The following is an 18,288-nucleotide window of genomic DNA, read 5'->3' on the forward strand; positions in this document are numbered from 1 at the left end:
TCAAGGAGGACCAGCGTGCGACGATCACTTGTTTTAGTCCTGGTACTCCTCACGTCCCTGCTCGGTGCTCCAGCTGCCATCGCGGCGCCGGGACACTCCATCACCTACAAGTCGATCTCCGGCGTCGGTGGCACCACCCTGAAGGCCTTCGTCGTCGAACCGACCGGACAGGGCAGCGGCCCGTTCCCGTTGCTCGTCATGCCGTCCAGCTGGGCGGTCCCGAACATCGAGTACGTCGGCGCGGCCGCCAAGCTCGCCAAGGAATCCGGCTACGTCGTGGTCAGCTACACCAGCCGCGGCTTCTGGGACTCCGGCGGCGAGATCGACATCGCCGGCCCTGACACCGTCGGCGACGTCAGCAAGGTCATCGACTGGGCCGTCGCGAACGTCAAGGCCGACGGCACCAAGGTCGGCGTCGCCGGGATCTCCTACGGCGGCGGGCAATCTCTTCTCGCCGCGGCGAACGACAAGCGCATCAAGGCCGCGGCGGCGTTGAGCACGTGGACCGACCTGGCCCGCTCGCTCTACCCGTACAACACCGTGAACAAGCAGGCCGTCGAGGTCCTGCTGGCCGCGGGGCACGCCACCGGACGTCCTGGACCCGTCCTCCTGGAAGCCGAGGACGCCTACCGCGACGGCCGGTTCCACGAGGTCGTCCCGATCTCCGCCGGCCGTTCGGCCGCCTCGAAGATCTCGCAGATCAACGCCAACGGCACCGCGGTGCTGATCGGCAACGCCTGGAACGACGGCATCTTCGCGCCGGGCCAGGTCGCGGACTTCTACGGCAAGCTCACCGGTCCCAAGCGGCTCATGCTCTCGCCGGGCGACCACGCCACCGCCGAGCTGTTCGGCGCGGCCGGTCTGCCCAACGAGATCTGGGAGTCCGTCGGCCGCTGGTTCGACCGCTACGTCAAGGGCACGGCCAACGGCGTCGACGCCGAGCAGCCGGTGCAGCTCAAGCCCAACAACGGCGGCACGTGGAAGAAGTTCGGCGCGTGGCCGGCCGGACCCGCCGACACGGTGCAGCTCGACGGCAAGAAGATCTACGCGGGCTGGAACACCGTCGCCGACAGCGGCACGATTCTGCTGTCCGGTGCGCTGCAAGGGTTCCTGAACATCCCGACCGGGGTCTCGCTGCCGTTCGTCGACCGCAACCTCGCCGGTGTGTGGAGCGGTCCGCAGTACCCGAACGGCGCAACGCTCGCCGGCACACCGAAGCTGAAGCTGACCGTGACGCCGAGCGCCGAGACGACCACGTTGTTCGCGTACCTCTACGAGGTCGGGCCGCTGGGCCTGGGCTCGTTGATCACGCACAAGCCGATGAAGGTCACCGGCGCGGGCCGCACGCAGACGCTCGACGTGGAGCTGGAGCCGACCGTGTGGAACGTCGACGCGGGCAACCGCGTCGCACTGGTGATCGACACCGTGGACCCGCGCTACCTCACGGAATCATCACGGGGATCGTCCGTCACGTTCGGACCGTCGAGCCTCACGGTTCCGAAGGCGTAAGAATGTCCGGGTGGACTTCACCCGACAGCAGGTGCTCTTCCACCGGATCCATCAGCACGAGCTGGACCGGCGGGTCTCCGACGCGGCCGAGCTGGCGGTGTTCTCCCTGGGCGTCCAGGACAACACCTCCGGCTCGGCCCTGGTCAGTCTCGCCGCGCGCCTCGACAAACCCGACGCGTCCGACTTCACCGTGACGTGGTCCGTGCGGGGCGCCCCGCACCTGCACCGCGCCGGTGAGCTGAAGGCGTTCTCCCGCGCGCTGTGGCCGTGGAGCGACGCAGACGCTCTCTCGCGCGCGTCCCGCCCGAAGGTCGACGACATGCTGGCGTCGTTGCGGCACATCGCCACGGCGATGCGCTCGATCGTCACCAAGCCGATGACCAAGGGCGATCTCAGCAAGGCGCTGACCCCGTTGGCGCCCAAGCAGACCGTCGAGGCGTGCCGGGGCTGCCAGACCGAGCACGTCAGCGACCCGATCTTCCGGCTGGGCGCGTTGCCCGCGGGCCTGCGGATCCTCCCGGAAGAGAAGACCGTGACGTTCGAACGCATCCACGGCTGGCCGGGCGTCCCGCGCAAGACCGCGGGCTTCAACGAGCTGATCCACCGCTACCTGACGTTGCACGGCCCGGCCGGACCGTCCGAAGTGGCCAGTTACTTCGGCACGACCACCCGTGAGGTCAAGAAGCAGTGGCCGAAGGACGGCCTGGTCGAGGTCACCGTCGAGGGCGTCAAGGCGTGGCTGCCCGAGGACGTGGAGATCGCCGACGCCGAACCACCGGACGTGCGCCTGCTCCCGCCGACCGATCCGTACCTGCAGGCCCGCGACCGCGACCTGCTGCTCCCGGACAAGGCCGCGCAGAAGGACATCTTCCGCATCCTGGGCCGCCGCGGCGCGATCCTGGTCGACGGCGAGATCGCGGGCTCGTGGCAGGGCAAGGTGGTGTCCGGCAAGCGGTTCGAGGTGACGGCGACGCCGTACCGCCCGCTGCCGGACCTACTGCCGGAGGCCCAGCTCATCGCCGCGGCCAAGGGCCTGAACGACGCAAGCGTCAAGAGCAACTGACACGTCGTCCGTGACGACGAGCGACTTCAGCGCGGCGTGCGAGACGAACCCCTTGTCCCGCAGCTCACTCAGCCACTCGACGAGCCCCTTGTAGTGGTTGTCGACGTCGAGCAGCACGACCGGCTTGCTGTGCATGCCGAGCACGCCCGCCGTCCACACCTCGAAGAACTCCTCGGCGGTCCCGATGCCACCGGGCAACGTGAGGAACGCGTCCGCCTTGTCGTCCATCATCTTCTTGCGCTCGCGCATCGTGTCGACCACGTGCAACTCGGTCGACTCCCGGTCCGCGATCTCCCTGGTGGCCAGCCCCTTGGGGATCACGCCGTACGTGTGCGAACCTCCGGCACGAGCCTCCCGCGCCACCGCACCCATCATCGACGTCTGCCCGCCACCCCAGACGAGGTTCCAGCCGCGCGCAGCGATCTGCCGCCCCACCTCGGCCGCGAGGTCGACGTAACTCTGAGGCACCGTCGCCAGGCTCCCGCAATACACAGCTACGTACACCAGAGGAACAGTACCGTCGGCGCACCTGAGGGCGTACGCCGCCCGCATGCCTCTGACCAGCAGTTCCACCGCCGAATGTATCGAAAGTAGAATGTCGTCTGATCTAACGGACCCGCTACGGAGGCGTGGGATGGGATCGCGCTTCGAGTTCAGGCTGCTGGGTCCACTCGAGATCGTCCGCGACGGCGAGCTCGTGCCCCTTGGCTCGCCCAAACTCCGCGTGCTGCTGGCCTCCCTGCTCGTCGATGCCAACCGCGTCGTGCCGATGGACGTGATCGTGGACCGCCTCTGGGGCGACTCCGCGTCCGGACGCGCGCGCGACACCGTCCAGACCTACATGCAGCGCCTGCGCCAGTCGCTCGGCGCGCCGGAGATCATCTCCACCCGCTCGGACGGCTACCTGATCGAGGCCGCCGGCGACACGCTCGACCTCCGGCGCTTCGACAGGTTGGCCAAGCACGGGAAGTCCTTGCTGGACGAGGGATACGCGGACGAGGCCAGCCGGGTGCTGAGCGCGGCCCTCGACCTGTGGCGGGGCGAGCCGCTGGCCGGAATCCCCTCTGAGGCGCTGCACCGCGACCTCGTCCCCGCGCTCGTGGAACACCGGCTCGCCACCCTGGAGAACCGCATCGAGGCGGACGCGATGCGCGGTCTGCACGGCGCGCTCGTCGGCGAACTGCTCGCGCTGACCCGGCAGCACCCGTTGCGGGAACGCCTGTGGGGTCAGCTGATGCTGGCGCACTACCACTCCGACCAGCAGGCCGAGGCGTTGCGGACCTACCGCACGGTCCACGCGCTGCTGTCGCGCGAGCTGGGGGTCGATCCCAGCATCCGGCTGCAGCAGCTGCACCACCAGATCCTCATGGCCGATCCGGTGCTGACCGCGGTCAGCACACAGGCGCCCGCGGCGGCGTCCCCGCGGCTGGTGCCGAGACAGCTGCCCGCACACACGCCCCACTTCGTCGGGCGCGACCAGGAACTGCGCCTGCTGTCGAAACTGGCCCACGACTCGCCGACGGTGACGATCTCCGCGATCGTCGGCACGGCGGGCGTCGGCAAGACAACGCTGGCCGTGCACTGGTCGCACCAGGTGGCGGACCGTTTCCCGGACGGCCAGCTCTACGTGAACCTGCACGGCTTCGACCCGTCGTCCGAACCGATGGCGCCGAGCGACGCCATCCGCGGCTTCCTCAGCGCGCTGGACGTCCCACCGGACCGGATCCCCGCGTCCCTCGACGCGCAGGCCGCGCTGTACCGCAGCCTGCTGGTCGGCCGGAAGATGCTGGTGCTGCTGGACAACGCACGCGACAGCGACCAGGTGCGCCCGCTGCTGCCCGGCACGTCGAGCTGCCACGTCATGATCACCAGCCGCAACCGGCTCACCAGCCTGGTCGCCCACGAAGGCGCTCGGTCGGTCAGCCTGGACACGCCCGACTTCGACGAGGCGCGGGCACTCGTGGCCGAACACCTCGGCCACGACCGCGTGGCGGCCGAGCCCGCCGCCGTGGACGACCTGATCACCTCGTGCGCCCGGTTGCCGCTGGCGTTGGCGATCATGTCCGCACGGGCGGCGGACAACCCCGGGCTCCCGTTGCGCAAACTCGCCGACGACCTCGGCGACGACACGACGTCACTCGACGCGCTCGACACCGGCGACTCGGTGACGAGCGTCCGCGGCGTGTTCTGGTGGTCCTACCGGCACCTCGGCGAGCAGGCCGCGCGGATGTTCCGTCTGCTGGGGGTGCATCCGGGCCCGGACATCTCCTGGCGCGCGTCGGCGAGCCTCGCGGGCCTGCCGTTCGACGAGACCCGCGCACTGCTCAGCGAACTGACGAGGGCACACCTGCTGACCGAGCACCGTCCCGGCCGCTTCGCCTTCCACGACCTGCTGCGCGTGTACGCCGTGGAGCAGGCCGGCGAGGAGGAACGCGAGCAGGCGCTGCGCAGGCTGTTCGACCACTACACGCGCAGCGCCGTCGCCACATCGGTTGCGCTGCAACCGTTGCGGGACGGGATCACGCTCGACGAGCCGGTGTCCGGTGTGGAGCCGGAGCAGCCGAGCGATCACGCCGAGGCGTGGGAGTGGCTCGAAACCGAGGAAGCGGTGCTGTCCGCGGTGACCGTGCTGGCCCGCGACAACGGCTTCCACGTGCCGGCGTGGCAACTGCCGTGGGCACTGGCGATGTACCTGGGCAGATCGAGCCGCTGGCAGGAGTTCGCCGAACGGCAGCACGCCGCCCTGGAGTCCGCCAGAACACTCGGCGACCTCGACGCGCAGGCCCGCATCCACCACATGATCGGCCACGCCCACTCCGAGATGCGCGAGTTCGACGAGGCGGAACACCACCTGCTGGCCGCGATGGAGCTGTACCGCAAGCTCGGCGACGGCCCAGGCGAGGCACGGGCACACCGCGGCCTCGGCCTGCTGTTCGACCTGCTGTCCCGCTGGGACGAAGCACTCGTGCACGGCCGCGCCGCAGTCGCCCTGTTCGAGGCCTCCGGACACCTCGCGGGCCAGGCGAGCGCACTCAACGCCGTCGGTTTCTACCTGGACCGGCTGGGCCAGCACCAGGAAGCGGTAGGCCACTGCGAGCACGCACTGGTCCTGCACCGCCAACTCGACGACCGCCAAGGCGAGGCGTACACCCTCGACAGCATCGGTGTGATCCGCCACCACCTCGGCGAGCACCACAAGGCGATCGACGCCTACCAGCGCTCAGCCGCCCTGCTGGACGAACTGGGAGACCGCTTCGAGCAGGCCGCGACCTTGGACCGCCTGGGCGACGCACACCTCGCGACCGGTGAGGTGGCTGCGGCCCACCGCGCGTGGCAGAGGGCCGTGAGCCTGTTCGACGACCTGCGCCACCCCGACGCCGACGCGGTCCGGCAGAAGCTGGCCGGAGGTCAGTGCGCGTCCGCCCAAGCCTGATGCGCGTCCTTGACGACCCGAACCGCGTCCTCGATGTCGTCCGTCAGGTGCAGCAACGCGAGGTCCTTCTCCCCGACCTTGCCACCCTCCAGCACCGAGGCCTTGATCCAGTCGTAAAGCCCCTGCCAGTACGACTTCCCGAACAACACCACCGGGAACTTCGTGACCTTCTTGGTCTGCACCAGCGTCAACGCCTCGAACAACTCGTCGAGCGTCCCGAACCCACCGGGCAAGCAGATGAAGGCCTGCGAATACTTGATGAACATCGTCTTGCGCACGAAGAAGTACCGGAAGTTCACCCCGAGGTCGACCCACGGGTTGAGCCCCTGCTCGAACGGCAACTCGATCCCGAGCCCGATCGAGAACCCACCGGCCTCCGAGCACCCCCGGTTGACGGCCTCCATGGCACCGGGCCCACCCCCGGTGATGGCAGCGAACCCGGCCTCGGCCAACGCCTTCCCGAGATCCCGCCCGAGCTGGTACTCGGGGTGATCCCGCCCGGTCCGAGCCGACCCGAACACGGTCACCGCACTGGGCACCTCAGCCAGCGCCCCAAAACCTTCAACGAACTCGGCCTGAATCCGCAACACCCGCCACGGATCCGTGTGCACCCAGTCCGTGGGCCCACGAGAGTCCAGCAACCGCTGGTCCGTGGTGGTGAGCTCGTCCCGACGTCCTCTGCGCAGTACGACAGGCCCGCGCATCTTTTCCTTGGGGCGCTCGTCCACGGCGCCGTTCTCGTTTTCCGTCATCACTGAGATATTAGTGATCAGGCAAGCAAAAATCGCTTAAGCACGTCGAAACACCCGGTGATCTGCTCGATCGCCACGTGCTCCTCCTGCGTGTGCGCCAACGTCGGATCCCCAGGCCCGAAATTCACCGCAGGCATCCCCAACGCCGCAAACCGGGCAACGTCCGTCCACCCCAGCTTGGCCACCGGCACCCCACCGGCAGCCTCCACCAACTCCTGCGCGGCAGGAGCGTTCAGCCCGGGCAACGCCCCGGCCGCGAAGTCCGTGACAACAACCTCGAACCCCTCGAACACCTCACGAAGGTGCTGCTCCGCCTGCTCAACAGTCCGATCCGGCGCAAACCGGTGGTTGACCGACAACACAGCCTCGTCCGGCACCACGTTCCCAGCCACCCCACCGCTGATCCTCACGGCCTGCAGCCCCTCGTGGTACTGACACCCGTCAATCTCAGGCTGCCGAGGCACATAAGCCTCAAGCCGCCGCAACGCCTCCCCCATCCCGTGAATGGCGTTCTTCCCCATCCACGCCCGAGCGGTGTGCGCCCGCTTCCCAGCAGTCCGAACCTCAATCCGCATGGTGCCCTGACACCCGGCCTCAACCGTCCCGTTGGACGGCTCGCACACGATCGCCAGATCCCCCTGCAGCCACTCGACAAGCTCGCGCTGAATCCGCGTGAGGCCGTTGCGCTCAGCCTCGATCTCTTCACAGTCGTAGAAGACGAACGTCAGGTCGTGCCGAGCCTCAGCACTACGGGCCGCAATCCCCAACATGACCGCGTCCCCACCCTTCATGTCCACAGTCCCGCACCCGTGCAGCACCCCACCCTCACGCCGGCTGGGAAAGTTCTGGTTGATGGGCACGGTGTCCAAATGCCCGGCCAACACCACCCGCCGAGCACGCCCAAGATTCGTCCGAGCCAGCACAGAGTTCCCCGAACGGGTGATCTCCAGGTGAGGCGCGTGCAACGCCAGTGATCGCTCAACCAGATCCGCGATCTCCGCCTCCTCCCCGGACACGCTGCGCACATCCACGAGGGCCGCAGTCAACTCAACCGGGTCAGCAAAGAGATCAAGGGTGTCGGACACGCCCGCCACCCTACTGACTCCACTTGGGCGTTAGACCGTTCAGCCGATACCGTGCGCTGCGTGATCAAACGCACACTCCCGGTCATCACCATGATGTTGATGGCCACCGGTTGCGGCGAATCCCCAGCAGCCTGCGACCGCCAGTGCGGCGAGATCCGCTCCCTCTTCTCCGCACCTTGCGGCTCCCAGCACAGCGGCACCCCGGCCGACTGCGCGGCCTGGGTAACCCGAGTCAGCACGATGACCCGCAAACTGGACAGGTCCCTGCAGGGCAAACACGTCCAGGAGGACGTGAGCGAAGTCCTCCCCCGCCTGATGACCGCAGTAGGCGACTTCGAGGCACACCGCTGCGGCGAAGTACGCGTGGACAACGTCTCAAGCACCGACGCCCGCCAGTCGAAGTGCAACGAGGCCCTGATCGCCACCAGGGGCGTCCTCAGCTCGCTGTACTTCAGCGCAGACGTGCCGGACTGACGCAGCCGTCCCTACGCGCCGAGTGAGCCCACCGCTCCTGGACCGCCCCGCCCAGCGCGTTCGGGAAGGACCAACGCAACCAAACTGCGAAACAGGCGGCCGATCTTCAAACAGGACTCACCGCTCGCTGGGTGACCATCCGCACGCAACGGAACCCACCACGGACTCGCAACCGGCGCCCGCCAACGCCCCAGGGGGACGCCCCAGGTAACCCGCGCGCCCGCCGAAGGCGGCCCACAAGACTAAGCTCAACCCCTGTGAGCACCGCATACGGCATCGGCTTGGCCACAGTGACCCCGGACGGCACCGTCCTAGACACCTGGTACCCGTCCCCCACCCTGACCGAAGCCCCGGCAGAGGTAGCAGCAGAGGCGGCAGCCGAGGCAGTAGGCCTGACCACCACCCGCCTGTCCTCAGCAGAAATCGCCGAGGCCCTGGGCGAGTCCGCAGCCAAGCTCCTGGGCGAGGACCCGGAGCGCAACGTCGAGGTGGTGGGCGTCAAGGTCACCATCGACCTGACCGCGGCCCCACGCGACACCTACGACGTCTGGCTCAGGCTCCACCTCCTGAGCCACCGCCTGATCAAGCCCCACGGCGCGAACCTGGACGGCCTCTTCGGCCTCCTGACCAACGTCGTCTGGACCAACCACGGCCCCTGCGCAGTAGACGGCTTCGAACAAACCCGCACGCGACTCCGCGTCCGCGGCCCGGTCACGGTCTACGCAATCGACAAGTTCCCCAGGATGGTCGACTACGTGGTCCCGTCCGGAGTCCGAATCGGCGACGCCGACCGCGTCCGCCTGGGCGCCCACCTCGCCGCCGGCACCACCGTCATGCACGAGGGTTTCGTCAACTTCAACGCCGGCACCCTCGGCAACAGCATGGTCGAGGGCCGCATCTCCGGCGGCGTGGTCGTGGGAGACGGCTCGGACGTCGGCGGTGGCTCGTCGATCATGGGCACCCTCTCCGGTGGCGGCAAGCAGGTCATCTCCATCGGCGAGCGCTGCCTCCTGGGCGCGAACGCCGGTCTCGGCATCTCCCTGGGCGACGACTGCGTGGTCGAAGCCGGCCTCTACATCACCGCGGGCACCAAGGTCACCCTGCCGGACGGTGAGATCGTCAAGGCCTCGACGCTCACCGGTCAGTCGAATCTGCTCTTCATCCGCGACTCGGTCAGCGGCACCGTGAAGGTGAAGCCCCGCAAGGGCACCGGCGTAGAGCTGAACGCCGCGCTCCACGCGAACGACTGAGGGAAACTAGGTGTCTGGGGCCCGGTCTGCTGAGGCAGTCTGGGCCCTCGCCACTTCAAGGCCCTGACAACGCCCCAAGGAGGTGCACGTGCTGAAGCAGCGGATCGAACTGAACGCTCGCGCCGCCATCGAGCGTGCCCTGGAGGGCGCCCAGTCGGAGGACTCCTTCGTGGAGTTCAAGACCCAGTGGCCGGTGGACCACGGCAAAGCCGCCAGGCAGATCGCCGCGCTGTGCAACGCGGCCCGCGGCTCCGAGGCGATGTGGATCGTCGGCGTGGACGAGAAGGGCCGCTACGTCAAAGGTGCCCTGGCCGAGGAGCTCTCCAGCTGGTGGCCCAAGGTCGAGAGTCACTTCGACGGCGTGGCGCCAGGCCTCACCACGGTCGCGTTCCACTGGTCGTCAGGCCGCACAGTCGTCGTCCTGAGTCTTCAGACCGACAACGCCCCGTACGTCTTCGTCACCAAGAAAGAGCCCTACAGCAGGGAAATCCCGTGGCGCTCAGGTGAACGAACCAGATCCGCCCGCCGGGGCGAGATCCTCGAACTGCTGATCCCCAAGCTCGACATGCCGGGCTGGGAGTTCGTCAGCGCCAGAGCCACCCTCAGCCAGCACTCGCCGACACTCCGCTTCGAGGGCGACCTCTACCTGGAGACGAACCAGCCGCTGTCGCTCCCGCACCACCGCTGCCACTCCTACGCCACCTACGGCCTGGACAGCGAAACCGTCGACCTGGCCTTCAGCTTCCGCACGAACACCAGGGACGTACGAGCAGTAGAGCGCGTGGTGCGAGTAGCGGAACCAGCCGTGCTCCACGTGAGCGCGGACGCCGACGTGGAGCTGGACGCGTTCCAGGACCTCTGGGACCTGCACTGGCACCTGGTGCTCGGCCTGGGCCTGAGCGGCGAGGAGATCAGCACCAGTGTCCGCCTGACGACGGACGCCGTGCCGCCCAACCAGTTCACCCGCAGGGTCTGGTCGGCTCTCAAGCCCTGAAATCAGGCGCTGAGGCGCTCCGCAGCGGCAGCGATCCGCTCGTCGGTGGCCGTGAGAGCGATCCGCACGTGCTGCGCCCCCGCCGGCCCGTAGAACGTCCCGGGAGCCGCCAAGATCCCGCGATCGGCCAGCCAGGAGATGGTCTCCCAGGCGTCCTCACCGCGCGACGACCACAGGTACAGCCCGGCCTCGGAGTGCGACACGGTGAACCCCGCCGCCTCCAGCGCGGGCTTCAACACCTCACGCCGGGCCAGATACCGCGAACGCTGCTCAGCAACGTGAGCATCGTCCTCAAGGGCAGCACGCATGGCTTCCTGCACCGGACGGGGCACGATCATGCCGGCGTGCTTGCGCAGCTCCAGCAGGCCCGAGATCAGCTCCGGATCACCGGTGATGAACCCGGCCCGGTAGCCGGCCAGCGACGACGACTTCGACAGCGAGTGCACCGCGAGCACGCCGTCGAACGAGTCCACAACGGACGGATGCAGCACCGACACCGGCGAGGAATCCCAAGGCAGCGCGAGATAACACTCGTCCGACGCCACCACGGCGCCGACGGCACGAGCCGCGGCGACCGCGTCACGCAGCTGCTCAGCCGACAGCACGCGGCCGGTCGGGTTCGACGGCGAGTTCAGCCACACCAGCCGGGTGCCGGCGGGCGGCAGTTCGCCGTCCTCCAGACGCACGACCTCAGCGCCGGCCAGCAGCGCGCCGACCTCGTACGTCGGGTACGCCACCGCGGGCACGGCCACGACGTCGCCGGGCCCGACGCCGAGCAGCGTCGGCAGCCACGCCACGAGCTCCTTGGAGCCGATCGTGGGCAGCACCGCGTCCGCGGAGAGCCCGACGATCCCGTACCGGCGCTCCACCGCGGCGACGAAGGCCGCACGCAGCTCGGGAGTGCCGTGGGTGGTCGGGTAGCCGGGGATGTCCGCGACCGACGACAGCGCGGACTGGATCACCGCGGGAACGGGGTCGACAGGGGTGCCGACCGACAGGTCGACCACGCCACCGGGGTGCTTGCGCGCCTTGGCGGCGTGGTCAGCCAGCGAGTCCCACGGGAAGTCCGGCAGGGCCGGACCGCGGCGTTGGATGATCAATGCCCCTCAGCCTGCGGCTCGAGCACCTTGATGAACTCCGGGTCGGCGCTGACCTTGCCGACCTTCGACGCGCCACCGGGCGAACCGAGCTCGTTGAAGAAGTCCACGTTCGCCTTGGTGTAGTCCTTCCACTCATCGGGGACGTCGTCCTCGTAGTAGATGGCTTCCACCGGGCACACGGGTTCGCACGCGCCACAGTCCACGCACTCGTCGGGGTGGATGTAGAGCATCCGGTCGCCTTCGTAGATGCAGTCGACGGGGCACTCTTCGATGCACGCCTTGTCGAGCACGTCCACGCACGGCTGGGCGATCACATAGGTCACTGCGCTCTCCAACTTCCTCTGGTCCACACCGCGCAAGCCGGAGAGTACGCGGCACGTTCGAGTATCACCCGGTCAGGCTTGCCTTATCTGCCATATGCGCCACGTCACATCACCTGCCCGGAAAATCTCTGGCCAACGGGGACAGGATGAACGCATGCACGCCGTGGATCACCTGGAATCGCTCTGTGCGCGAGCATGGCCCGCCCTGGCAGAAGTCCCGCTTGGAGACTGGTTGATGCGCGCCGCGGACGGGTTCACCGGTCGCGCGAACAGCACGCTCACCTGCGGCGACCCCGGCGTGCCCGTTCCGGAGGCACTCGCGGTCACCGAAAGGTTCGCCCGCGAGCACGGCATCAAACCCACCGCGCACGTCGTGATGGGTTCCCAGTTCGAACAGGCGATCGCGGACGCCGGCTGGCAGGTGGATCTCGATCACCCCGGCGGCGCGGAGTCCCTGGTGATGACCGGTCCGCTGGAGAAGTTCGCCGACGGCGTAGCCGAAAATCGTGATCTTCCCGGATGGTGGGAACTCGCGGCCGGATCCGAGGTCCGCGCCGTCCACCGGCACGTGCTCGGCACCGGCAACGTCTGCCGCGCGAGCCTGGACGAGAACGGCACCGTGATCGCCGCTGTGCGGGGCTGCGTGGTCGAAGACCTGCTGCACGTCGCCAGGCTCGCCGTGCGGCCCTCACACCGCCGCCAGGGCCTCGCCACGAGGCTGATGGGGCAGCTGGCCGGCTGGGGCCTCGAACAGGGCGCCACGACGTGCGTGCTGCAGGTCGCCTCGCACAACGAGGCGGCGATCCGGCTGTACGAGGAGCTCGGCTGCACCGAACACCACCGCTACCGCTACTGGGTGCCGCCGGCGGTCTCGTAGAGGCCGGGCCGATGGGCCGCGTTGCGCGCCATCACGGCACCGACGGCCACCGCCCCCGGCAGCGCACCGCCCGCGACGAGCATCAGCATCCGCCAGTCGTCGAGGAAGAAGTAACCACCGCCCGGCTCCAGGTAGCCGAGCGAGAAGATCGTGAAGAACCACACCCCGAGCGGGGCCGCGGCGGCCGCGACCCGTTCGGAGAGCGAGGCCGCCCACTGCACCAGCAACGGTGTCGTGACGACGGCCACAGCGATCGTGATGGGGAACGGAATGTCGCCCAGACGCGGCAGCAACGTGCCGTCCAGGCGCAACGGCAGGAAGAACGACTCCAGCACGGCGAGCACCGCTGCCTCAATGCAGAGCAGCAGCAAAAACACGCGTCGCCAGCTAGCGCTCACCCAAGCCTCCGAACAAGTCTGTGGCCACGCCCTCCGCCGATCCCTTGGCGAGCACGTAGAACTCGCTCCCGACCAGCGGCTGCGCGATGCCGTTCGACAACGCATACCCGTCGTCCCACACACTGACCTGCGTCGAGTGTGCACGCAACGCACGGCGCTTCGCCGTCAGATGCTCGGAAACATCGATCACAGTCGTGATGTCCTCGTCCGGCGTCACCGGCAGCTCATCGGGCTCCGGCAGCCGGAACGACTCGGGCACGTTCTCCAGCGCCGCCACACCGGCTTTGGTGGCGTCGCGGGACGTCACGGCGTAGAAGACCCTGTCCACGTCCGAAACCTGCGCACAGGCGGCCATGGTGATCTCGTGCGCGCGGATGTGGTCGGGGTGGCCGTAGCCGCCGAACGCGTCGTAGCTGACGACGACCTGAGGCTTCACCTCGCGCAGGATCTCGACCAGTTGGGCGGCCTGGTCCTCGATCGAGCCCTGGATGAACGCACGTGCGTGCGCGTTGGACGGCACGTCGACCATGCCGGAGTCACGCCATCTGCCGATACCGCCGAGGAATCTGTGGTCCGTCACGCCGAGCGCGGCGCAGGCTGACCTCAGCTCGCCGACGCGGTACCCGCCCAGCTGGTCGGCGGCGTCGGCGGCCAGATGCGCCAGCGCGGGCGGGATGATCTCGCCCTCTTCCCCCAGCGTGCAGGTGACGACTGTGACGTGCGCGCCCGCCGAGGCGTAGCGCGCGATGGTGCCGCCTGTCCAGAGACTCTCGTCGTCCGGGTGAGCGTGCACGAAGAGCAACCGTGGTGGGGCAGTCAGCGTCACCGGAAAAGAGTAAAGGCCGCCTTCATCGGATGATAAAGGCGGCCTTTGCTAAGGATCTCAATTGGTCAGCGAGATACCTAAACGACCGAACGCTCTTCGGCGAAGTGGCACGCGGACAGCGTTCCGTCCGGTCCACCCCGCAGTTCCAGCTTCGGTTCTTCGGTGGCGCAGATGTCCTGAGCCTTCCAGCACCGAGTCCGGAACCGGCAGCCCGACGGCGGGTTCACCGGCGACGGCACGTCACCGGTCAACACGATCCGCTGACGCTTGCGCTCCTGCTTCGGGTCCGGCATCGGAACCGCGGACAGCAGCGCCTGCGTGTACGGGTGCATCGGCTTGTTGTAGATGGCCTCGCGCTCGCCCATCTCGATGATCTTGCCGAGGTACATGACCGCGACCCGGTCCGAGATGTGCCGCACCACCGAGAGGTCGTGCGCGACGAACAGGTAGGCCAGCCCGAGCCGTTCCTGCAGCTCTTCCAGCAGGTTCACGACACCGGCCTGCACCGAGACGTCCAAAGCGGACACCGGCTCGTCCAGCACCAGGAACTTCGGGTTCAGGGCGAGCGCGCGGGCGATGCCGATGCGCTGCCGCTGACCGCCGGAGAACTCGTGCGGGTAACGGTTGCGGTGCTCGGGGTTGAGGCCCACGAGCTCCATCAGCTCGTTGACGCGACGCTGCACGCCGCCTTCGACACCGTGGATCTGCAGGGGCTCCGCGATGATGTCGTTGACCTGCCACTTGGGGTTCAGCGACGCGTACGGGTCCTGGAAGACGATCTGGATGTCCTTGCGCAACGGCCGCAACTGCTTGGTGCTCATGGTCGTGAGCTCGCGGCCGTCGAACTTCACCGAGCCCGAGGTCGGCTTGTGCAGCTGCAGGATCGCGCGGCCGGTGGTGGACTTGCCACAGCCGGACTCGCCGACCAGGCCGAGCGTCTCGCCGGCCTGCAGCGCGAACGACACACCGGACACGGCCTGCACCGTGCCGACGTTGCGCGGGATGATGCCCTTGCCCCGCACGGGGAATTCCTTGACGAGGTCCGTGACCTCCAGCAGTGGCGCGGTCACGGCTTGACCTCCTCATCGGTGCTTACGTGCGCGGGGCTGACTTCGAGCGACTCGTCGGGATTGGCCGCGGCGAACACCGCCGGGTTCTCCACCGTGCCGATCTCGTCGTGCAGGAACAGCTTCTGCGGCTGCTCGATGGTCGCGAGGTGCTCCCAGCGGTGGCAGCGCGTCTTGTGGTTCGCCGCACCCGCCTCTTCCAGCTCCGGTTCCCACTCGTGGCACACGTCGGTGACGAGCGGGCAGCGGGGCGAGAACGAGCAACCGGTCGGCAGGTTCACCAGCGAGGGCGGAGCGCCCTTGATCGGGGTGAGCCGCTTGCCGAGCGTGGACGGGTTCGGCACGGAGCCGAGCAGTCCGACCGTGTACGGCATCCTCGGACGTTCGAAGACGTCGTCAACGGGGCCGGACTCGACCACGGTGCCGCCGTACATCACCTGCACGCGGTTGACCATGCCCGCGACCACGCCGAGGTCGTGCGTGATCATGACGATCGCCGCGTCGGTCTCGGACTGCAGCCGCAGCATGGTGTCGAGGATCTGCGCCTGCACCGTCACGTCGAGCGCGGTGGTCGGCTCGTCGGCGATGATCACGCTGGGGTCGTTGATGATCGCCATCGCGATCACCACGCGCTGCCGCATACCGCCGGAGAACTCGTGCGGGTACTGCGCCGCACGCTTGTCCGGCTGCGGGATGCCGACCAGTTCCAGCGCCTCGACCGCCTTGGCCCACGCCGCCTTCTTCGAGACGTCGTGGTGCGCGCGGTAGGTCTCGGCGAGCTGCCAACCCACGGTGTAGACCGGGTTCAGCGACGTCATCGGGTCCTGGAAGATCATCGAGATGTGCTTGCTGCGGAACGGCTGCATCTGCTTGTAGGTGCGGCCGTTCAGCTCTTCACCGCGGTAGCGGATCGACCCCTCGATGCGCGCGTTCTTGGGCAGCAGGCCCATGATCGCCATGGAGGACACGGACTTGCCGGAACCCGACTCCCCGACGATGCCCAGGACGTCGCCGGGGTTCAGGTCGAACGAGACGTTGCGCACGGCACGAACGTCGCCGTCGTCGGTCGGGAAGGTGACCGAGAGGTCCCTGACCGAGAGCAGCGGTGCGGTGGTGTTGGAGGGCAGGAAGTCCTCCGACAGTTCGGAAACAGTGGTCATCAGGCACGCACCTTCGTCTGCCTCGGGTCGAACGCGTCGCGCAGGCCGTCACCGATGAAGTTGACGGCGAGAGAGATCGACACGAGCACGATGAACGGACCCCAGAACAACCAGGGCCTGGTCAGGAACTGCCCGTAGTTCTCCTGCACGATCACACCGAGCGACGTGTCCGGCGGCTGGACGCCCAGGCCAAGGAACGACAGCGCGGCCTCGGTGAGCACCGCCGCCGCGATCGCAAGCGTGGCGTTGACCGTGATGCTGCCGATCATGTTCGGCACGAGGTGCTTGAAGATGATGCGCGGGGTGCTGGCGCCACAGGCTCGCGCCGCCTCGATGAACTCCCGCTGGGCCAGCGACAGCGTCTCACCACGGGTGATGCGGGCGATGGACATCCACGCGAACGCGGCGAGCACCAGTGCGACGACGTACCAGCTGCCGGAGAAGCCCTTCACGACGATCGCGGCGACCGCGATGGTCGGAATGATCAGCATCAGGTCGACGATGCGCATGAGCGCCGTGTCGACGAACCCGCGCAGGTAGCCAGCGAGCGCACCGAGGGTCACGCCGATCGCGGTCGCCAGTGCCGCCACGATCAACGCGATCTGCAGCGAGTAGGCCGTGCCACGCATGAGCAGCGCGAGCATGTCCTTGCCGACCTGCGTGGTGCCGAGCGGGTGAGTGCCGCTCATGCGCTGGTACGACTTGCTGGAGACGTCCTCGAAGTCGTACGTCCAAATAAATGGGCCGACAAACGCGAACAGAACCAGCAAGATGAACACGCCCAGGCTCACCATCGCGAGCCGGTGGCGCAGGAAGCGGCGCAGGACGAGCTGGCCCTGCGTGCGGGTCTTGGTGGCGTCGAACTCGTGCGAGTCTGATTGGGGTGCGCTGTTGACCACACCGCCCTCGGACGCCATGTTGATGTTAGCCAAGGCGAATCCTCGGGTCGAGGATGCCGTACACGACGTCGGCAACCAGGTTGAACAGCACGATCAGGGTGGCGGTGACCGCGAGCCAGCCCATCAGCATGGGCGGGTCGAACTGCCGCACGGAGTTCACCAGCAGCGTGCCCATGCCGGACCAGCCGAACACCGTCTCGGTGATGATCGCGCCCGAGAGCACGGCACCGAAGTTCAGCGAGAACAGCGTGGCGACGGGGATGAGCGCGTTGCGGAACGCGTGGCGGAAGATCACGCGGCTCTGCGAGATGCCCTTGGCCCGCGCGGTGCGCACGAAGTCCGAGTGCAGGATCTCCAGCATGGAGGCGCGTTCGAACCGGCTGTACGCGGCGAAGCTGATCAGCATCAGCGCGACGGTCGGCAGCAGGAACGTGCCCGTGTACTTGAAGATGACCTCACCGAAACTGCCGCTGAAGCCTTCCGGCCGCGGACCCGCGGTGGTGAGCCAGCGGTCCAGCCCCATCGACTCCAGCACGTTGTTGAACTGGATGCCGTAGTCCTTGACGATGACCGCGACGCAGAAGATCGGCATCGAGAACATCAGGAACGCGGTGCTGGTGGCGAGGTAGTCGAAGATCGAGTACTGGCGCACGGCGGCGAGCACGCCGACCGCGACACCGAGGGTGAGAGCCAGCAGCTCTGCGCCGAGGACGAGGCGTCCGGTGGTCCAGAGGGCTTCGGTCACCTGGGTGAAGACCTGCTGCTTGGCCTGGCCGAGGGCGATGCTCTGCCCCCAGTCACCGCTCACGAAGTCGGTGAGCCAGTTCCAGTAGCGGACGACGACCGGCTTGTCCAAGCCCAGTGACACCTCCGCGGCCTTGATGTCGGCCTCGGTGACGCCTTGCCGGAATCGCATCTCGGCCAGCGGGTTACCGGCGGTTGCGACGAGGAGATAACAGGCGAAGCTGCCGATCAGCAGGATGGGTATTGAGATCAGCAGGCGCCGGATGATGTAGCGGATCACGACGAACTCCTAGGGGAAACCCGCTCGGGCGGGGGGGGGGGGGGGGGGCGGGCC

At 68.0% G+C, this 18,288-nt stretch carries 18 protein-coding genes; 7 read left to right on the forward strand and 11 right to left on the reverse strand.

Translation table 11 applies throughout. The annotated features are described in order from the left end of the window. Nucleotides 1-15: 15 nt before the first annotated feature. Entirely contained in the window at nucleotides 16-1,509 is a 1,494-nt protein-coding gene (locus LFM09_RS30030; RefSeq protein WP_414099938.1) for a CocE/NonD family hydrolase, read from the forward strand. A gap of 10 nt (nucleotides 1,510-1,519) precedes the next feature. Beyond that, a complete protein-coding gene (locus LFM09_RS30035) occupies nucleotides 1,520-2,572 on the forward strand; it encodes a winged helix DNA-binding domain-containing protein (RefSeq protein WP_414099939.1) in 1,053 nt (350 codons plus the stop codon). Here the strand turns inward: LFM09_RS30035 and LFM09_RS30040 are convergent. Continuing rightward, the gene (locus LFM09_RS30040; RefSeq protein ID WP_414099940.1) at nucleotides 2,504-3,040 is read right to left on the reverse strand and encodes a TIGR00730 family Rossman fold protein; all 537 of its coding nucleotides are present in this window, start codon (nucleotides 3,038-3,040) and stop codon (nucleotides 2,504-2,506) included. The genes LFM09_RS30035 and LFM09_RS30040 overlap by 69 nt on opposite strands. A 166-nt stretch (nucleotides 3,041-3,206) precedes the next feature. Here LFM09_RS30040 and LFM09_RS30045 point away from each other — a divergent pair, with 166 nt between their 5' ends. Then, nucleotides 3,207-6,005 carry a BTAD domain-containing putative transcriptional regulator gene (locus LFM09_RS30045; RefSeq protein ID WP_414099941.1) on the forward strand — a complete coding sequence of 933 codons (2,799 nt, stop codon included), beginning with the start codon at nucleotides 3,207-3,209 and terminating at the stop codon, nucleotides 6,003-6,005. Here LFM09_RS30045 and LFM09_RS30050 read toward each other — a convergent pair. Together LFM09_RS30050 and dapE are read right to left on the reverse strand one after the other, a co-directional pair. Then, a complete protein-coding gene (locus tag LFM09_RS30050) occupies nucleotides 5,981-6,757 on the reverse strand; it encodes a TIGR00730 family Rossman fold protein (protein WP_414099942.1) in 777 nt (258 codons plus the stop codon). The genes LFM09_RS30045 and LFM09_RS30050 overlap by 25 nt on opposite strands. Before the next feature lie 17 nt (nucleotides 6,758-6,774). Then, complete coding sequence (gene dapE / locus LFM09_RS30055) at nucleotides 6,775-7,842, reverse strand: succinyl-diaminopimelate desuccinylase (protein ID WP_414099943.1); 1,068 nt, start codon at nucleotides 7,840-7,842, stop codon at nucleotides 6,775-6,777. Nucleotides 7,843-7,902: 60 nt separating this feature from the next. Here dapE and LFM09_RS30060 point away from each other — a divergent pair, with 60 nt between their 5' ends. From LFM09_RS30060 to LFM09_RS30070, 3 genes are all read left to right on the forward strand, one after another. Then, a complete protein-coding gene (locus LFM09_RS30060; protein ID WP_414099944.1) occupies nucleotides 7,903-8,316 on the forward strand; it encodes a hypothetical protein in 414 nt (137 codons plus the stop codon). A gap of 257 nt (nucleotides 8,317-8,573) precedes the next feature. Then, the gene (dapD, locus tag LFM09_RS30065; protein ID WP_414099945.1) at nucleotides 8,574-9,566 is read left to right on the forward strand and encodes a 2,3,4,5-tetrahydropyridine-2,6-dicarboxylate N-succinyltransferase; all 993 of its coding nucleotides are present in this window, start codon (nucleotides 8,574-8,576) and stop codon (nucleotides 9,564-9,566) included. 88 nt (nucleotides 9,567-9,654) lie between these two features. Then, a complete protein-coding gene (locus LFM09_RS30070) occupies nucleotides 9,655-10,560 on the forward strand; it encodes a hypothetical protein (protein WP_414099946.1) in 906 nt (301 codons plus the stop codon). A 2-nt stretch (nucleotides 10,561-10,562) separates the two neighbouring features. Here LFM09_RS30070 and dapC read toward each other — a convergent pair whose 3' ends face one another. Together dapC and fdxA are read right to left on the reverse strand one after the other, a co-directional pair. Next, nucleotides 10,563-11,654 (reverse strand): succinyldiaminopimelate transaminase, encoded by a 1,092-nt coding sequence (gene dapC, locus LFM09_RS30075; RefSeq protein ID WP_414099981.1) that lies wholly within the window; start codon nucleotides 11,652-11,654, stop codon nucleotides 10,563-10,565. 2 nt (nucleotides 11,655-11,656) lie between these two features. Next, on the reverse strand, nucleotides 11,657-11,983 hold the full coding sequence (fdxA, locus tag LFM09_RS30080) for a ferredoxin (RefSeq protein ID WP_086662771.1): 327 nt from the start codon (nucleotides 11,981-11,983) through the stop codon (nucleotides 11,657-11,659). A gap of 235 nt (nucleotides 11,984-12,218) precedes the next feature. Between fdxA and LFM09_RS30085 the strand changes: the two genes are divergently transcribed. Continuing rightward, on the forward strand, nucleotides 12,219-12,860 hold the full coding sequence (locus LFM09_RS30085) for a GNAT family N-acetyltransferase (RefSeq protein ID WP_414099947.1): 642 nt from the start codon (nucleotides 12,219-12,221) through the stop codon (nucleotides 12,858-12,860). On the opposite strand, the gene LFM09_RS30090 is transcribed toward LFM09_RS30085, so the two are convergent. The 6 genes from LFM09_RS30090 to LFM09_RS30115 form a co-directional block, all read right to left on the reverse strand. After that, nucleotides 12,833-13,237: a hypothetical protein gene (locus tag LFM09_RS30090; protein WP_414099948.1), complete on the reverse strand. Its 405-nt coding sequence runs from the start codon at nucleotides 13,235-13,237 to the stop codon at nucleotides 12,833-12,835. The two genes, LFM09_RS30085 and LFM09_RS30090, sit on opposite strands and share 28 nt — an antisense overlap. A 10-nt stretch (nucleotides 13,238-13,247) precedes the next feature. Continuing rightward, a complete protein-coding gene (gene mshB, locus LFM09_RS30095) occupies nucleotides 13,248-14,084 on the reverse strand; it encodes an N-acetyl-1-D-myo-inositol-2-amino-2-deoxy-alpha-D-glucopyranoside deacetylase (protein WP_414099949.1) in 837 nt (278 codons plus the stop codon). A 77-nt stretch (nucleotides 14,085-14,161) separates the two neighbouring features. Beyond that, complete coding sequence (locus tag LFM09_RS30100; RefSeq protein ID WP_414099950.1) at nucleotides 14,162-15,154, reverse strand: ABC transporter ATP-binding protein; 993 nt, start codon at nucleotides 15,152-15,154, stop codon at nucleotides 14,162-14,164. Further along, nucleotides 15,151-16,311 carry an ABC transporter ATP-binding protein gene (locus LFM09_RS30105; protein WP_414099951.1) on the reverse strand — a complete coding sequence of 387 codons (1,161 nt, stop codon included), beginning with the start codon at nucleotides 16,309-16,311 and terminating at the stop codon, nucleotides 15,151-15,153. The genes LFM09_RS30100 and LFM09_RS30105 overlap by 4 nt, the downstream gene beginning before the upstream one ends. Then, nucleotides 16,311-17,228, reverse strand: a complete 918-nt coding sequence (locus LFM09_RS30110; RefSeq protein ID WP_414099982.1) for an ABC transporter permease — start codon at nucleotides 17,226-17,228, stop codon at nucleotides 16,311-16,313. Before LFM09_RS30110 ends, LFM09_RS30105 begins: the two co-directional genes overlap by 1 nt. Nucleotides 17,229-17,235: 7 nt before the next feature. Then, complete coding sequence (locus LFM09_RS30115; protein WP_414099952.1) at nucleotides 17,236-18,234, reverse strand: ABC transporter permease; 999 nt, start codon at nucleotides 18,232-18,234, stop codon at nucleotides 17,236-17,238. Nucleotides 18,235-18,288: the final 54 nt, after the last annotated feature.

It is taken from the genome of Lentzea alba (genome assembly GCF_047445655.1).
In the GTDB taxonomy this organism is placed as follows: Bacteria; Actinomycetota; Actinomycetes; order Mycobacteriales; family Pseudonocardiaceae; genus Lentzea; species Lentzea alba_A.

What these genes read in the sequence shown, in the direction of transcription:
- LFM09_RS30045 (WP_414099941.1), top strand. Translation starts at nt 3,207, where the DNA reads ATGGGATCGCGCTTCGAGTTCAGGCTGCTGGGTCCACTCGAGATCGTC.
- LFM09_RS30050 (WP_414099942.1), bottom strand. Translation starts at nt 6,757, where the DNA reads ATGACGGAAAACGAGAACGGCGCCGTGGACGAGCGCCCCAAGGAAAAG.
- LFM09_RS30110 (WP_414099982.1), bottom strand. Translation starts at nt 17,228, where the DNA reads ATGGCGTCCGAGGGCGGTGTGGTCAACAGCGCACCCCAATCAGACTCG.
- LFM09_RS30105 (WP_414099951.1), bottom strand. Translation starts at nt 16,311, where the DNA reads ATGACCACTGTTTCCGAACTGTCGGAGGACTTCCTGCCCTCCAACACC.
- LFM09_RS30085 (WP_414099947.1), top strand. Translation starts at nt 12,219, where the DNA reads ATGCGCGCCGCGGACGGGTTCACCGGTCGCGCGAACAGCACGCTCACC.